16 protein-coding genes are annotated in these 15,772 nt (G+C 70.8%); 13 read left to right on the top strand and 3 right to left on the bottom strand.

From position 1 onward, the window contains the following. Position 1 precedes the first annotated feature (1 nt). On the bottom strand, positions 2-2,152 hold the full coding sequence (locus ACQP2Y_RS34325; protein WP_433720073.1) for an elongation factor G-like protein EF-G2: 2,151 nt from the start codon (positions 2,150-2,152) through the stop codon (positions 2-4). Positions 2,153-2,385: 233 nt separating this feature from the next. Between ACQP2Y_RS34325 and pgsA the strand changes: the two genes are divergently transcribed. The 9 genes from pgsA to ACQP2Y_RS34280 all read left to right on the top strand — a co-directional run bounded on the left by pgsA (position 2,386) and on the right by ACQP2Y_RS34280 (position 10,589). Beyond that, positions 2,386-3,069 carry a phosphatidylinositol phosphate synthase gene (gene pgsA / locus ACQP2Y_RS34320; protein WP_433720071.1) on the top strand — a complete coding sequence of 228 codons (684 nt, stop codon included), beginning with the start codon at positions 2,386-2,388 and terminating at the stop codon, positions 3,067-3,069. 59 nt (positions 3,070-3,128) lie between these two features. After that, a complete protein-coding gene (locus ACQP2Y_RS34315) occupies positions 3,129-3,971 on the top strand; it encodes a phosphatidylinositol mannoside acyltransferase (RefSeq protein ID WP_433732175.1) in 843 nt (280 codons plus the stop codon). A gap of 13 nt (positions 3,972-3,984) precedes the next feature. Continuing rightward, on the top strand, positions 3,985-5,139 hold the full coding sequence (locus tag ACQP2Y_RS34310) for a glycosyltransferase family 4 protein (RefSeq protein ID WP_433720069.1): 1,155 nt from the start codon (positions 3,985-3,987) through the stop codon (positions 5,137-5,139). A 25-nt stretch (positions 5,140-5,164) separates the two neighbouring features. Next, the gene (locus ACQP2Y_RS34305; protein ID WP_433720068.1) at positions 5,165-5,701 is read left to right on the top strand and encodes a hypothetical protein; all 537 of its coding nucleotides are present in this window, start codon (positions 5,165-5,167) and stop codon (positions 5,699-5,701) included. Positions 5,702-5,786: 85 nt separating this feature from the next. After that, a complete protein-coding gene (fliQ, locus tag ACQP2Y_RS34300) occupies positions 5,787-6,056 on the top strand; it encodes a flagellar biosynthesis protein FliQ (RefSeq protein WP_360542727.1) in 270 nt (89 codons plus the stop codon). A gap of 1,522 nt (positions 6,057-7,578) precedes the next feature. Next, complete coding sequence (gene pdxS / locus ACQP2Y_RS34295) at positions 7,579-8,427, top strand: pyridoxal 5'-phosphate synthase lyase subunit PdxS (protein ID WP_433720066.1); 849 nt, start codon at positions 7,579-7,581, stop codon at positions 8,425-8,427. Positions 8,428-8,587: 160 nt separating this feature from the next. After that, positions 8,588-9,190 carry a pyridoxal 5'-phosphate synthase glutaminase subunit PdxT gene (gene pdxT / locus ACQP2Y_RS34290; RefSeq protein ID WP_433720064.1) on the top strand — a complete coding sequence of 201 codons (603 nt, stop codon included), beginning with the start codon at positions 8,588-8,590 and terminating at the stop codon, positions 9,188-9,190. A 63-nt stretch (positions 9,191-9,253) separates the two neighbouring features. Continuing rightward, on the top strand, positions 9,254-10,006 hold the full coding sequence (locus ACQP2Y_RS34285) for a YebC/PmpR family DNA-binding transcriptional regulator (RefSeq protein WP_433720062.1): 753 nt from the start codon (positions 9,254-9,256) through the stop codon (positions 10,004-10,006). A 40-nt stretch (positions 10,007-10,046) separates the two neighbouring features. Continuing rightward, complete coding sequence (locus ACQP2Y_RS34280) at positions 10,047-10,589, top strand: Uma2 family endonuclease (RefSeq protein ID WP_433720061.1); 543 nt, start codon at positions 10,047-10,049, stop codon at positions 10,587-10,589. Positions 10,590-10,593: 4 nt separating this feature from the next. Here the strand turns inward: ACQP2Y_RS34280 and ACQP2Y_RS34275 are convergent, their stop codons facing one another. Further along, the gene (locus ACQP2Y_RS34275) at positions 10,594-11,181 is read right to left on the bottom strand and encodes a hypothetical protein (RefSeq protein ID WP_433720059.1); all 588 of its coding nucleotides are present in this window, start codon (positions 11,179-11,181) and stop codon (positions 10,594-10,596) included. A gap of 161 nt (positions 11,182-11,342) precedes the next feature. Then, a complete protein-coding gene (locus ACQP2Y_RS34270; RefSeq protein ID WP_433720057.1) occupies positions 11,343-12,581 on the bottom strand; it encodes an IS110 family transposase in 1,239 nt (412 codons plus the stop codon). 388 nt (positions 12,582-12,969) lie between these two features. Between ACQP2Y_RS34270 and ruvC the strand changes: the two genes are divergently transcribed. From ruvC to yajC, 4 genes are all read left to right on the top strand, one after another. Beyond that, positions 12,970-13,509 (top strand): crossover junction endodeoxyribonuclease RuvC, encoded by a 540-nt coding sequence (ruvC, locus tag ACQP2Y_RS34265; protein WP_360819574.1) that lies wholly within the window; start codon positions 12,970-12,972, stop codon positions 13,507-13,509. Next, positions 13,506-14,108, top strand: coding sequence for a Holliday junction branch migration protein RuvA (ruvA, locus tag ACQP2Y_RS34260; protein ID WP_212990632.1), 603 nt, complete (start codon positions 13,506-13,508; stop codon positions 14,106-14,108). The genes ruvC and ruvA overlap by 4 nt, the downstream gene beginning before the upstream one ends. Continuing rightward, a complete protein-coding gene (ruvB, locus tag ACQP2Y_RS34255; protein WP_433720054.1) occupies positions 14,105-15,172 on the top strand; it encodes a Holliday junction branch migration DNA helicase RuvB in 1,068 nt (355 codons plus the stop codon). Before ruvA ends, ruvB begins: the two co-directional genes overlap by 4 nt. Before the next feature lie 142 nt (positions 15,173-15,314). Then, entirely contained in the window at positions 15,315-15,719 is a 405-nt protein-coding gene (gene yajC / locus ACQP2Y_RS34250; protein ID WP_433720052.1) for a preprotein translocase subunit YajC, read from the top strand. The last annotated feature ends 53 nt before the right edge of the window (positions 15,720-15,772 follow it).

Here is a 15,772-nt window from a genome sequence, read left to right as displayed (position 1 = left end):
GCTACCTGCTCGCGTGCTCCTTGCGGATGGCGTCGGCCAGGTGCGCCGGCATGGGCTCGTGCCGGGCGTAGGTGCGGCTGAAGGTGCCCGCGCCCGAGGTGAGCGCGCGCAGCTCGACCGCGTAGCGGACCAGCTCGGTGGCCGGCACCTCGGCCCGGACCAGGCTGTGGTCGCCGTCCTCGGTCACCTCGGTGCCCAGCGGCCGGCCCCGGCGCCCGGACAGGTCACTCATCACCGGGCCGACGTAGGTGTCCGGCACCCGCACCACGATCTCGTCGACCGGCTCCAGCAGCGTCACTTGACCCTGCTCGGCCGCGGTCCGCAGGGCCAGCGCCCCGGCCGTCTGGAATGCGGCGTCGGAGGAGTCGACGCTGTGCGCCTTGCCGTCCACCAGCGTCACCCGCAGGTCGACCACGGGGTAACCGGCGACGATGCCCCGTTCGAGCTGGGCACGTACGCCCTTCTCCACCGACGGGATGTAGTTGTGCGGCACCGCGCCGCCCACGACCTTGTCCACGAACTCGAAGCCGCTGCCGCGGGGCAGCGGCTCGACCTTGATCGCGCAGACGGCGTACTGGCCGTGGCCGCCGGACTGCTTGACGTGCCGGCCGTGACCCTCGGCCGGGGCGCTGAAGGTCTCGCGCAGGGACACCTTCACCGGCTCGGTGTCCAGCTCCACGCCACCGGCGCGCAGCCGTTCGAGGACCACGTCGGCGTGCGACTCGCCCATGCACCACAGCACCTGCTGGTGGGTGTCGGGATTGCGTTCCAGCCGCAGCGTGGGGTCGCCGGCGACGAGCCGGGCCAGATTCTTGGCCAGGGCGTCCTCGTCGGAGCGGGTCTTGGCGACCACCGCGATCGGCAGCAGCGGCTCCGGCATGCTCCACGGCTCCATGAGCAGCGGCTGGTCCTTGGCGGAGATGGTGTCACCGGTCTCGGCGCTGCCCGACTTGGTGATCGCGCAGATGTCCCCGGCGACGCAGGCGCTCACCTCGCGCAGCTGCGCGCCCAGCGGGGAGTAGACGTGCGCGATCCGTTCGTCGGCGTCGTGGTCGGGGTGCCCCCGCTCGGTGAGGCCGTGCCCGGAGACGTGCACGGTCAGCTCGGGGCGCAGCGTGCCGGAGAAGACCCGGACCAGCGAGACCCGGCCGACGTGCCGGTCGATCGTCGTCTTGACCACCTCGGCCACCAGCGGGCCGTCCGGGTCGCAGGTCAGCGGCGGGCGGGGGCTGCCGTCCACCCCGGTGACCACCGGCAGGTCGTGCTCCAGGGGCGACGGCGCGGCGCTGACCAGGCCGTCGAGCAGGGCGTCCAGGCCGACCCCGGTCGCGGCGCAGACCGGGATGACCGGGTAGAAGGTGCCGCGGGCGACCGCCTTCTCCAGGTCCGGGATCAGCGTGTCGGTGCTGATCAGCTCGCCGGCGACGTACCGGTCCATCAGGGTCTCGTCCTCGCTCTCGGCGATGATCCCCTCGATGAGCAGGTCACGGTCGTCCTTGATGGGCAGCAGGTGCTCGCGCTCGGCCTCGCCGGCCCGCGGCGGATAGCCGGCCGAGTAGTCCAGCACCTTCAGCGTGACCAGGCCCAGCAGGCCGGCGATGGAGGCGCCGTCGTCGCCGAGCATGGGCTGGTAGATCGGCATGACGTTCTCGCCGAACGCCTCCTGGCACTCCTGCAGGGTGCCCTCGTAGTCGGCGCGCGGATGGTCCAGCCGGGTGATCGTCACGGCCCGGGGCATGCCGATCGCGGCGCACTCCTCCCACAGGGAGACGGTCGCCTCGTCCACGCCGTCGACCGCCGAGACCACGAAGACGGCGGCGTCCGCGGCCCGCAGGCCGGCGCGCAGCTCACCCACGAAGTCGGCGTAGCCGGGGGTGTCGAGCAGGTTGATCTTCACTCCTTCGTGCACCAGCGGGGCGCACGAGAGGGAGACGGACCGCTGCTGGCGTACGGCCGCAGGGTCGTGGTCGGTCACCGTGGTGCCGTCCGCCACCGTGCCCGTACGCGAGATGGTGCCGGTCGCCGCGAGCAGCGCCTCGACCAGCGTCGTCTTGCCCGCGCCGGAGTGGCCCACCAGCACCACGTTGCGTACTCTGCCGGGCTCGGTCACCACCGGTGCGGTGAGCCCTTTCTCCTGGGTCTTCTGCGTCATGGTGACGCCCTCCTGTCGGCAGCCGCGGTCGGCGCCCATTCTCCCGACCCCGTCGGCTGCCGCGGGACCCGGGCGGGCATTCCTGGCTGTTACGCCCCCCGTCCTTGGATCTGACACCCGGCGCAGTCACCCCCGCAACCCTTTGTAGTCAGCAACCGGCCTTTGTGACGATCCGGCGACGCGTGACGCACGCCGTACCGGTTCTCCCCGGTCGCCGTTATGGTGGGACGGCCATGGCAAAGATCGTCAGCGTGCCCGCTCGCGCCCTCGTGTCGTACGTCCTCCATCCGACCGCCCGCCTCCTGCTGCGCCTCGGCGTCACCCCGAACGCGGTGACCGTCGCCGGCACCGTCGGCGTCCTGATCGGCGCCCTGGGCTTCGGCGCCCGCGGTGAGCTGTTCTGGGGCACCGTGATCGTCACGGCCAGCGCCCTCACCGACGCTCTCGACGGCACGATGGCCCGCCTGCGCGGACCGTCGGGCAAGTTCGGCGCCCTGCTGGACTCGTCGATGGACCGCATCGCCGACGCCGCGGTCTTCGGCGCCGTCGCCTACTACCTGGCCGGCGAGGGCAACCCGTACGGCGGCATGGTCGCCGCGCTGATCTCGCTCGCCTTCGGCCAGGTCGTCTCCTACGTCAAGGCCCGCGCGCAGAGCCTCGGCCTGGACGCCGACGTCGGCATCGCCGAGCGCCTCGAACGCCTGCTCATCGTGGGTGTCGGCGGTCTGCTGGGCGCCGCCGGCCTGGAGTGGGGCCTGCCGGCCGCGCTGTGGGTGCTGTCGGTGCTGTCGATCATCACGGTCTTCCAGCGGCTGATCCACGCGGCCAAGTCGGACGTCGTCCCGGCCGGGCCCACGTCGGCTGGGCCCGCTGCTGCCGGGCCGGGCGTGCCGGCTGGGCCGGGCGGTCCGGCGTGAGTTCGCGGCGGGATCAGCTGACCGAGCTGGGTTACGCCGCCGGCTGGCGGGTGACGCGGATGCTGCCGCTGCGCGCCGCCCGTGCCGTCTTCGACCGGGGCGCCGACCGTGCGGCCAAGGCCAACGGCCCGGGCACCCAGCGGCTGCGCCGCAACCTGCGCATGGTCGTCGGCCCCGACATGCCCGAGGCCGAGCTCGACGAGCTGGTCCGGGCCGGCCTGCGCTCGTACGCCCGGTACTGGATGGAGGCCTTCCGGCTGCCCTCGCGGAGCCGGGCCGACTTCCTGCGCGACTTCGACCTGGTCAACGCGGACGAGTTCCACCGCGTCCTGGGCGAGGGCAAGGGCGCGATCCTGGCGCTGCCGCACATGGCCAACTGGGACGCGGCCGCTGCCTGGGTCGTCTCGCACGACTACCGGCTGGTCACGGTCATGGAGCGACTCAAGCCCGAAGGGCTGTTCGAGCGCTTCATCGCGTACCGCGAGAAGCTCGGCATGGAGGTGCTCCCGCTCACCGGCGGCCAACGGCCACCGCTGGACGTGCTCGCCGAAAAAGCCACCCAGGGGTACGCGGTGCCCCTGCTCGCCGACCGTGACCTGTCCGCCCGCGGCATCGAGGTGCGGTTCTTCGGCGGCCGCACCCGGATGCCGGCCGGCCCCGCGATCCTGGCCCTGCGCACCGGCGCCCCGCTGTACGCGGCCGACCTGTGGTTCACCCCGACCGGCTCGCTGGGCCGGATCCGCCGCATCGAGCTGCCCGAACCGGACGAGGGCGCCCTCGACGTCCGCGTCAAGATCACCACTCAGCGGCTGGCCGACGCGTTCGAGCTGGGCATCGCCGAGCACCCGCAGGACTGGCACATGCTGCAGAAACTGTGGCTCGACCAGAGCGCCCGGGTCTGAGGGGCGGGGCAGCGTGCGGATCGGGATCGTCTCGCCGTACTCGTTCGACGTGCCGGGCGGCGTGCAGAACCACATCGTCGACCTCGCCGAGGCCCTGATCACGCTCGGGCACGAGGTCAGCGTGCTGGCGCCGGCGGACGAGGATGCGGAGCTGCCGCCGTACGTGGTGGCGGCGGGGCGGGCGATGGCGCTGCCGTACAACGGCTCGGTGGCCCGGATCGCCTTCGGCCCGGTGTCGACCGCGCGGGTCCGCCGCTGGCTGGCCCGCGGCCAGTTCGACGTGCTGCACGTGCACGAGCCGCTGACGCTGAGCCTGTCGCTGCTGGCGGTGCTGTCCGCGCGCGGCCCGGTCGTGGCCACCTTCCACACCGCGATGGTCCGCTCCCGGGCGCTGGCCGCGGCCCAGGGCTTCCTCCAGCCGGTGGTCGAGAAGATCACCGCCCGCATCGCGGTCAGCGAACTGGCCCGAAAGGTGCAGGTCGAGCACATCGGCGGCGGCGCGGTGGAGATCCCGAACGGGGTGGCGGTGGCCAAGTTCGCCACCGCCCGGGCCCTGCCGGGCTGGCCGGGCGAGGGCGGCACGCTGGGCTTCCTGGGCCGCTTCACCGAGTCGCGCAAGGGCTTCGAGCTGCTGCGTACGGCGTTCGTCACGCTCGCCCGGCAACGGCCCGGCCTGCGCCTGCTGGTGGCCGGCCCCGGTGACCGCGGCGACCTGTACGACGACATCCCGGCCGACCTGCACCCCCGGGTCGAGTTCCTGGGCCTGGTCAGCGAGGCCGACAAGGCCCGGATGCTGCGCAGCGTGGACATCTACGTGGCCCCGAACACCGGCGGCGAGTCGTTCGGCATGATCCTCACCGAGGCGATGGCGGCCGGCGCGACGATCGCGGCCAGTGACCTCGACGCGTTCCGCCGGGTCCTCGACGGTGGTCGGGCCGGGGCGCTCTTCCCGACCGGCGACACCGAGGCATTGACCGCGATGCTGGCCGAGTTGCTGGACGACCCGCAACGCCGGACCCTGCTGGCCGAATGCGCCCGCGAGGTCGTGAAGGCCTTCGACTGGCCCAGCGTAGCCAACCGTGTACTGGAGGTATACGCGACGGCGATCGAGGCTACGGACGGTCGCGTTTTTGACGAAGAGTGGGCCGAACCACGCTCCGGGACGTAACTCTCCGACACAAAACGGCACTACGATGCCCCGCATGTGGTGGGTCATGGGTGCGCTCGCGGTGGCGGCTGTGCTGTCGGCGTACCTGGCCTGGACGGCCCACCGCGTCGAACGGGTCCACGTCCGCGCCGCCTCAGCAACCCGCGCCCTGGACGCCCACCTGCTCCGCCGAGCAGCCGCCGCGGCCGTGGTGGCGGAAAACACCGACTTCATCGAGCTGTACGCGGCCGCACGCCTGGCCCTCGACGCGGAGCCCGACGAACGCGAGGCAGCGGAGAACGACCTGACCCGCCAGCTCCAGGCCGTCCGCCTGACCGGCACCGACCCGTCGACCCGCACCCTGGTGGCAACGAGCCGCCGGGTGGTGCTGGCCCGTCAGGTGCACACCGACCTGGTACGCGACGCGCTGACAGCCCGCAGAAGGCCGTTGGTCCGCATGCTCCGGATGGCCCGGCACTACGAACGCCCCCGCTACTTCGAGATCGTCGAGCCGTACCTCCCGGAGCCACTGACGGTGACGCAGCGCCCAGCCCCGGAGCCCCCGGTCCCGGTCTCGACTTGAGGTTTCCGACCGCCTGAACCGAACGGCAACCGTGGCGCCCCCGTTCTGCGCTCCCCGGCTTGGGCGGGAGCCCGAAGGGGATGGCATGACGGATACGCAGATCGTTGAGCTGGGGCTGCAGGCCATGACCATCGCCGCGAAGATGTGCGCGCCGGTGCTGTTGACCGCGCTGCTGATCGGTTTTGCGATCTCGTTGTTCCAGTCGGTGACTCAGATCCAGGAGGCGACGTTGTCGTTCGTCCCGAAGGCTGTGGGTGTGGGTGCGGCGATCCTGTTCTCGGGTAACTGGATGTTGCACGAGATGGTCACGTTCACGACGCAGCTGTTCGAGAAGATCCCGACCCTGATCGGTTGATCTCCCGAGCATCGAAAAAGGGCCGCCCTCCGGGCGGCCCTTTTTGCGCGCAACCCGCGCCCGTTTGTGTTGCGTGGTTCCGTGGGCGCCAGTAGATCTTGGTAAGAATTGACCCCTATAACGGCCAATTCTTACCAAGATCTACCAGCAGATCCGATTCGACCCGCTTCAGCCCGCCCGTCCCTCGCTCGCCCGCTGGCCGGCGGCGCCGCCCCGCCCGCCGGGCCGCGCTGCCACCCCGTCAGCCGAACCCGCTTAGCGCGCGCCGCCCCACCAGCCCAGTCCGCCCCACCAGCCGAGCCCGTCCCACCAACCCGGGCTTTCCGCCTCTCCGCCGCCCGCCAGCCGGGTGGCCGAGCCGCTCCAACTAACATCATTCCGCTCGTCGGCCGACCCGCGCTGTGCCGTGCCGCAACCGCTCCGCACCTCAGCCGCTTCGCATCCCAGCCGCTCCAGCCCCACCCCTCCCGCCTCGCCAGCTGTGCCCGTCGAGCATCCCCGGTTGGGGCCGCGCTGCCGCCCCGAGGTCTCCGCGAGCTGGGCCGCCTCGCCTCGTCAGCTGGGCTGCCCCGCCATCCCGCTCGCTGGACTGTTCCCCAATCAAGCCAGCTGAGCCACCCCGCCACCCCGCCAACTTGGCCGCTCCGTCAGCTCTGCCGCTCTGCCACCTGGACCACCCCGCCACCCCGGCTAGCCGAGCGACCGCCGGCCACCCCGCCCGCCCGCCCGCCGACCGCGCCGACCCCGCCACCCCGCCGACCCCGCCACCCCGCCACCCCGCCGGCCCGTCGACCCCGCCACCCCGCCGGCCCGCCGGCCCGCCAGCCCCGCCAGCTCGGCCGCTCGGCCGTCCTGCCAGCAGGCCGCTTCGCCACCCAGCCGCTCCGCCGGCCTGCTAGCCAGGCTTGATCAGCCGGGCAACTCCACCAGCCCGGCCGCATCGCAGCCCGGCCGCCTCGCTAGCCCAGCCGCCTCGCCAGTCGGGCCGTCCTGCCAGCCGGGCCGCGCCACCCCCGCCAGCCGGACTGCCATGCCATCCGGGCGGCCGGGCTGCCCCGCCGCCCGGGGCAGCCGCCAGGCCAGTCGCTCGCCCTCTCGGCTGGCCTGGCGGCCGGGCCAGCCAGCCAAATCGCGCCACCCCGCACCGCAAGGCCACACCTAAGCACCGCACCACCCGCCCTCGCGGAGCTGCGCGAAGCGCAGACAGGCCTGGAGGCGTAGCCGGGGTTTGCCCGCAGTGCGGGCAAGGGCGAGTGGTCCCGCACAAGGTTGGGAGCGAAGCGACCGACCTCGGCGTGAGCGACGTCCAGCACCCCCCACCCAGCCACGACCCAGAATTTGATCTTGAAAAAAGGGGAAAGGAAAGAAGCTGGAGCAGGCCACCTAGGGGTCGATTGGCCATCGGTGGCACCCCCCGACCGCCGTAAAATCGGGGCGAGATCAACCCCTTTAAGGAGTCTTCGCTGTGTCCAGCTCTGAGAGCCCCACGTCCCTCACCGGTACCGCTCGCGTGAAGCGGGGGATGGCCGAGATGCTCAAGGGTGGTGTGATCATGGATGTGGTCACGTCGGAGCAGGCCAAGATCGCTGAGGATGCCGGTGCTGTCGCGGTCATGGCGTTGGAGCGGGTGCCGGCGGACATCCGGGCCCAGGGCGGCGTTTCGCGGATGAGTGACCCCGACATGATCGACGGGATCATCAGCGCAGTTTCCATCCCGGTCATGGCCAAGGCTCGGATCGGCCATTTCGTCGAGGCGCAGGTGTTGCAGTCGCTCGGCGTCGACTATGTCGACGAGTCCGAGGTGCTGACGCCGGCCGACTACGCCAACCACATCGACAAGTGGGCTTTCACCGTGCCTTTCGTCTGTGGCGCCACCAATCTTGGGGAGGCGTTGCGGCGGATCACCGAGGGGGCGGCCATGATCCGCTCCAAGGGTGAGGCCGGCACGGGCGACGTCTCGAACGCCACCACGCACATGCGCACCATCCGCGGTGAGATCCGCCGGCTGACGTCGCTGGCCGAGGATGAGCTGTTCGTCGCGGCCAAGGAGTTGCAGGCGCCGTATGACCTGGTCAAGGAGGTCGCCGCGGCGGGCAAGCTGCCGGTTGTCATGTTCACCGCGGGCGGCATCGCCACCCCGGCCGACGCGGCGATGATGATGCAGCTCGGCGCCGAGGGCGTTTTTGTCGGCTCCGGCATCTTCAAGTCCGGCAATCCCGCCCAGCGCGCCGCCGCGATCGTCAAGGCCGTCACTTTCCACGACGACCCCGACGTGATCGCCAAGGTTTCGCGCGGGCTGGGTGAGGCCATGGTCGGCATCAACGTCGAGGAGATCCCGCAGCCGCACCGGCTCGCCGAGCGGGGTTGGTAGGCCTCAACGTCAAAATCCAGGTGTCGTGCCTGGTTGCATTGTGCTGACCGTCGCTCCCGCCGAGGCCGGGCGCAGGGCCCCGAGGAGCTGTCGCTCCAGAACAGGACCCTGCGCCCTTCCTGCTGCGTGAGTGGCGAAAACCTACGATTTCGAGGGTTGCATGAACATCGGAGTGCTCGCCCTCCAGGGCGACGTGCGGGAACACCTGTCCGCGCTCGCGGAGTGCGACGCCCTGGCCCGGCCCGTCCGCCGGCCAGAGGAGCTCGACGCCGTCGACGCGCTGGTGATTCCCGGCGGTGAGTCCACCACCATGAGCAACCTGGCCATCACGTTCGGGCTGCTCGAGCCGATCCGCAAGCGCATCGCCGGCGGGATGCCTGTCTACGGCTCCTGCGCCGGCATGATCATGCTGGCCACGACCGTGCTGGACGGGCGGCCCGACCAGGAGTCGTTCGCCGGGATCGACATGACCGTGCGGCGCAACGCGTTCGGGCGGCAGGTCGACTCGTTCGAGGCCGACGTGGCCATCGACGACATTCCCGGTGACGACTTCCACGCCGTTTTCATCCGCGCCCCCTGGGTCGAGGAGGTCGGCGCGGAAGTCAGCGTGCTGGGCCACGTCACGTCCGGGCCGGCCGCCGGTAGGATTGTCGCCGTTCGGCAGGGCAACCTGCTCGCCACGGCTTTCCACCCGGAGCTCACCGGCGACCTCCGCGTCCACCGGTACTTCGTCGAGATCGTTCGTCAGTCCTCAGCCCGTTAGGGGGCGGCGGCGGGGCGGTTGGAAGGGCAGGCCGAAGACGCACGGTTAACACGGAGGTTTTGTATGTCCGGCCACTCCAAATGGGCGACGACGAAGCACAAGAAAGCTGTCGTCGACGCCAAGCGCGGCAAGATGTTCGCCAAGCTGATCAAGAACATCGAGGTCGCGGCCCGCACGGGCGGTGGTGACCCGGCCGGCAACCCGACGCTCTACGACGCCATTCAGAAGGCCAAGAAGAGTTCGGTCCCGAACAACAACATCGAAAACGCCGTCAAGCGCGGCTCCGGCCTGGAAGCCGGCGGCGCCGACTGGCAGACCATCATGTACGAGGGCTACGGCCCCAACGGCGTGGCGCTGCTGATCGAGTGCCTGACCGACAACCGCAACCGCGCGGCGACCGAGGTCCGTACGGCCCTGACCCGCAACGGCGGCACCTTCGCCGACGCCGGCAGCGTGTCGTACCTGTTCAACCGCAAGGGCGTGATCATCGTCCCGAAGGCCGGCCTGTCCGAGGACGACCTCATGCTGGCGGTCCTGGACGCGGGCGCCGACGAGATCAACGACCTGGGCGAGGCGTTCGAGGTGGTCAGCGAGCCGACCGACCTGGTGGCGGTCCGCACGGCACTGCAGGAAGCCGGCATCGAGTACGACTCGGCGGAATCCTCCCTGGTCCCGACCATGACGGTCCCGGTGGACGAGGAAGCGGCCCGCAAGTGCTTCAAACTCATCGACGTCCTCGAGGACTGCGACGACGTGCAGAACATCTACGCAAACCTCGACGTGAGCGACGAAGTGATGGCAGCCATTGACGCGTGACAGCTAGTCACGCGACCAGTAGGGTGAGGGGGTGCTTGTGATGACGAGTCTCAATCTGCCGCCGATCGAGAGCATTGATGTCGACGACCTCCTCACCCTGCCCGAGGGTTACCGCTACGAGCTGCACGAGGGAAACCTCGTCATCATGACGCCGTCGACCTTCTGGCACAAGGCGATGGCGGGCCGGCTGTTCCTGCTGCTGCACACGGCCGGGCTGCAGGTCTTTCAGGATCCTGGCGTGCTGGGCGACCGGCCACGGGACAACCGTCTTCCCGATCTCGGCGTCGTCGACGTCCTGCCACCGGGCCTGGCGTCGTATTCGAATCTGCCCGGTTCGGCGTACCGCCTGGTCATCGAGATCGTGTCGGAAAATTCGCGCAACGGCGAGCACACCGACAAGATGGCCTGGTATGCCCAGCGCGGCATCCCGGAGTACTGGATCGTCGAGCAGACGCCCGACCGCGCCGACGACGACGCGCTTGTTCTCGTCCACATCCTGACTCACTCCGGCGACAAGCCCGCCTACGTGCGCGAGCGCAGCCTCCTGCTGTCCGAGCTCGAGGCGGAATACCGCGCCCGCTGACCGCTCAGGTGGTGGCGGAGAACTGGGACATGAACTGGACCATGCCGCCGACCAGCAGCACCATGCCGCCGCCCATTCGGAGGTAGCGGTGCCACAGGTAGCGGCGGTAGGCGTGCACCCAGGCGATTTCCGCGTCCGCCACCACCTCTGAGCCGGCGCGGATTGTCGATGGGAGGAAGTAGGCCAGTTGCTGGGCCAGGGACTCTTCCGGTGGGGTCGGCGGGCGTTCATACAGGGCGGTCGTCGCCGGCGCGCCGACCGGCTCCAGGGCCCTCTCCGGCACGGCGTTCTCTCGGAGGACGCTCACCTCGACCGGGTAGATCTGGTCCTCGCGCCACTGCTTCGTCCTGGCTGTGAGGCGGCGGTCCAGGTGTTGCGCTGCGGCGTCGCGGTGGGTGAGGCGGCTGATCCAGGTCAGCCAGCGCCACCGGCCGGCCAGGTCGGTCAGCACCTGCATGCACAGCTCCGGCGCCGAGCGGTCGCCGCCGATCAGCCGGGCCGCCTCGTCCAGCAGCATGTCGCGCCGCGCGGCCACGAAGGCGATGAACTCCGGCGGAGTCTCGTCCTCCATCGGCGGGATCAGGTAAGCCATGGTGACCTCCCGACCCCCATGGTCGGCGCACCGCCGACCCGGCGCAAGACGACCACCAAGACCACCTTGGCCATGCAATCAGCCGGCAGGGCGAGGGTGGCCGTTCATGAGCCGCCAGGCGATTGGCCGCCCTCGCCCGGTCTCGGCGGGAGTGCCCTGTGTCAACCAACCGGTTGTGGATCTTGTTCGAGGAGGGTTTGCAGGGCGCGATGTTGGGCTGGCTGGTAGGGGGTGTGGGTGGTCCAGCATCGGTAGATCACGGTGAGCCAGGCACGGGCCAGGATCCTGACGGCGTGGTTGTGGTTCTTCCCTCGGGCGCGGGCCTGGGCATACAGGTGTGCGGCCCAAGCATTGTCGCGGCGGCTGTCGCCGGCGAAGTCACAGACCGCGTCGCGCAGTTGTTTGTCGACGGCCCAGCGGAACGCCACGATGCGGGTGTGACCGGACTGCCGGGTTGACGGGGTGACCCCGGCCAGCCCGGCCAGGGCGGCCGCGGTCGGGAACCGGGCCCGGCAGTCACCGATCTCGGCCAGCAGCCGGGCCGCGCGCACCGTCCCGGCCCGCGGCAGAGACGTGAAAATCGCCGCGTCGGGATGCGCAGCGAGTGCCACAGCGATCTGCTGTTCGAGGGCGTCGATCTGGGCCATGACCGCGTCCAGGGCGGCCAGGTAGGCGCGGGTGATCCCGGCCAGGGCCTGCCCGGCCGGGCCGGTGACACCCGGGACAGCGCTGCGGAGCTGCTGCAGCAGCACGGCGGCGGGTTTGCGGGTGTAACGCCGCCCCCGCAACCATCCCGCGAGGTGGTCTTCGGTGAGGGCGTCCACAGCGTCCTGGGTGCCGAAGTCGGCCAGAAACGCCCGCGATACCGGCGCGTCCAGCTCGGCGAACAACCCGACCACGGCGGGCAGCACGGTCAGCAGATGCGCCCGCAGCTGATTGGCCACCGCGATCCGATGCCCGACCAGGTCCTTGCGGGCACGCACCAACGCCCGCACCGTGCTCGTGTCGGCCCGGTCGGGGACCAGGGGTGTGAGGCGGCGCCGGTCGGTGCGCACCACATCGGCCAGCACGAACGCATCGAAGCGGTCGTCCTTGTTCCCGGCCGAGCCATACCGGCCGCGCAGGGCTTTGACCTGCGACGGTGCGATCACGAACACCGTCAGACCCGCCGTCAGCAGCGCTGACACCAGTGGCCCGTCGCCGCGTTCGATCCCGACCCCGCTGACCTGCGCGCCGGTCAACACCGTGATCAGCCGGGCGATCCCGGCCTTGTCATGGCTGATCGTGACCCGCTCGATGACCACGCCGTCGGCGTCGATCAGACACCCGAGGTGATTGTTTTCGGCCCAGTCGACACCAGCGAACACTGGCGCCGCCCCGGCCGCACTTGCCACACTCACAGCTGCTTCTCCTGCTGCTCAAATCCAGTAGGAACAAGCATCTGGTGGTCCCGGGGACCGTCACTGCCGGACGCTCAATTGAGGGCGCTCAACGGCGCAGTAGCCCTGTCGCCAGTCGGGACGTCCCCGGACCGCCAGACCTCGCTGACACTCACGCAAGCCCTCACACCGGGGGCAGCAACGGTGGGCGATGGCCTGACGAACCCAGATGCCGCCCGGCCCTGACGGGCCGGACGGCATCCATGGTCCAGCAATGAGCGACGGTCAGTTATCGGCAACCAGGCACGACATGTCCTTGACTTTGATCTTGATCGAGATGTGTGTGTCGCTCGCAGCCGGACCCGGCCCATCCCATAGGGTGTCGAACACACGTCCGAGGGGAGTTCTGGTGCGGGTGCTCGGCATCGACCCGGGGTTGACCCGGTGCGGCGTCGGCGTGGTCGAGGGTGTGCCCGGCCGGCCGGGCAAGCTCATCGGCTACTACGTCGTCTACTCCGAGCCCGACGAGGACATCGCGCTGCGGCTGCTGCACCTGGACAAGTCGCTCGGTGAACTGGTCGCCGAGCACAAGCCCGACAGTGTCGCCGTCGAGCGGGTCTTCAGCCAGCACAACGTGCGTACCGTGATGGGGACCGCCCAGGCCAGCGCCGTCGCCATCCTGGCCGGGTCGCGGGCCGGGCTGCCGGTGCAGACCTACACGCCCAGCGAGGTCAAGGCGGCCGTCACCGGCTCCGGCACCGCCGGCAAGGCCCAGGTCACCAGCATGGTCACCCGGCTGCTCGGGCTGGACGCCCCGCCGCGCCCGGCCGATGCCGCCGACGCCCTGGCCCTCGCGATCTGTCACATCTGGCGCGGTGGCACCCGCGCCCGCATCCAGGCCGCGGCCGTGGCCGCCGCCTCCGCTCGCAGGGGAGGACCCCGACGATGATCGCCAGCGTGCGTGGCGTGGTGGCCGCGATCGCCACCGACAGTGCCGTGATCGAGGTCGGCGGTGTCGGCCTGCAGGTGCAGTGCGCGCCCGCCACCCTGGCCGGGCTCAAGGCCGGCGCCGAGGCCCGGCTGTCGACCAGCATGGTCGTGCGGGAGGACTCGCTGACCCTGTACGGCTTCGCCGACGACGACGAGAAGCACCTGTTCGAGCTGCTCCAGACGGCCAGCGGGGTCGGCCCGCGGCTGGCCCAGGCGGTGCTTGCCGTGCACCAGCCCGAGGTTGTCCGCCGCGCGGTGTCCAGTGGGGACATCGCCACCCTGACCCGGGTGCCGGGGATCGGCAAGAAAGGCGCCGAACGACTGGTCCTGGAGCTGCGCGACCGCATCGGCGCGGTGTCCACCGGGCCCGACGGGGTGGCCGGCTCGCTCAGCGGCGGCTGGCAGGAGCAGGTGCGCCAGGGTGTGATCGCGCTCGGCTGGTCGGCGCAGCAGGCCGACCAGGCCGTCGTCGCGGTCGCGGAGTCGATCGACGGTGAGGTGCCGGCCGTGCCGGTGCTGCTGCGCCAGGCGATCCGGCTGCTGGGCCGCACCCGATGACCGACGATCCCGGCGACGTCGTCTCGCCGTTCGCCGAGGACGAGGAGCTCGACGCCGAGGCCAGCGTCCGGCCCCGCCGGCTGGCCGACTTCATCGCCCAGCACCGCGTCCGCGACCAGCTCGAACTGCTGCTCAAGGGCGCGATGGGCCGCGGCACCCCGCCCGACCACATCCTGCTCAGCGGGCCGCCGGGGCTGGGCAAGACCACGCTGGCCAACATCGTGGCCGCCGAGCTGGGCACCGGCATCCGGACCACCAGCGGCCCGGTCATCGAACGCTCCGGCGACCTCGCGGCCATCCTCACCGGACTCGCCGAGGGTGACGTGCTGTTCATCGACGAGATCCACCGCATCGCCAAACCCGCCGAGGAGTTGCTCTACAGCGCCATGGAGGACTTCCGGGTCGACGTGGTCGTGGGCAAGGGGCCCGGGGCCACCGCCATCCCGCTCGACGTGGAGCCGTTCACGCTGATCGGCGCCACGACCCGGGCCGGGCTGCTGTCCGGGCCGATGCGCGACCGCTTCGGATTCGTCGCCCACCTGGACTTCTACTCGCCCGCCGACCTCGACGCGCTGCTGCACCGTTCCGCGCGCATCCTCGGCGTGCCGATCACCCCGGAAGGCGCGGCCGAGATCGCCGGGCGCTCCCGCGGCACCCCGCGCATCGCCAACCGGCTGCTGCGCCGGGTCCGCGACTACGCCGAGGTCCGCGGCGACGGCATCGTCGACGAGGCGACCGCCAAGGCCGCTCTGACCGTGTACGACGTGGATCAACTGGGACTGGACCGGCTCGACCGGGCGGTGCTGCGCGCGCTGATCGAGTCGTTCCGGGGTGGGCCGGTCGGGCTCTCCACGCTTGCTGTGGCGGTGGGGGAGCAGTCCGACACCGTCGAGGAGGTGTGTGAGCCGTTCCTGGTGCGGGCCGGGCTGCTCGCGCGTACGCCGCGGGGGCGGGTCGCCACTGACGCGGGCTGGCAGCACCTCGGCAAGCGGCCGCCGGAGGGGCGGGGCACCATGCCGCAGCAACCTGACCTGTTCGCCCGGGACGCCGAAAGCTCTCCGTAATGTGAACGTGACGTGTGCCGCTTACTTACTTCCCAGGTAGAGGGATTAGACTCGCCGCCGTTCGAGCGGGATGTGTATATCGCCCCGTCGTGTGCCCCACGCCGCGCCGCGGGCCCCTGGGCCAGTCTGGAAGGTCGTCTTCGTGTCTATCGCAGCTCAAGCGCAGGGCGGTGGCAGTTTCACGCCATTGCTTCTGATCGTCCTGCTCTTCGGCGTCATGTATTTCATGATGATCCGCCCGCAGCAGAAGCGGCGCCGTGAGGCTCAGCAGATGCAGTCCGCGCTCGGTCCCGGCGACGAGATCGTGACCATCGGCGGCCTGCACGCGACCGTGGTGGACGTGGCCGACGACGTCGTGACCGTGGAGATCTCGCCCGGGGTGAACGCCCGTTTCGCCCGCCCGGCGATCGCCAAGGTGGTCAGGCAGACGCCGGTCGACGAGGTCGTCCCGGACGACGAGCCCGTCGTCGCCGACCCGGTCACCGAGCCCGGCGTGACGACGCCGATCGAGAGCCCGGTCGTCGAGACCCGCAAGACCAAGGACTGACGGCTGCGGCCCGTTCCCACCGCGGGCCGCACCGGAAAAGTACGACAGGCCGT

This window comes from Actinoplanes sp. CA-051413, assembly GCF_050955795.1.
In the GTDB taxonomy this organism is placed as follows: domain Bacteria; phylum Actinomycetota; class Actinomycetes; order Mycobacteriales; family Micromonosporaceae; genus Actinoplanes.
Note: the sequence above shows the minus strand (reverse complement) of the source record. Positions and strands in the feature narration are given on the sequence as shown.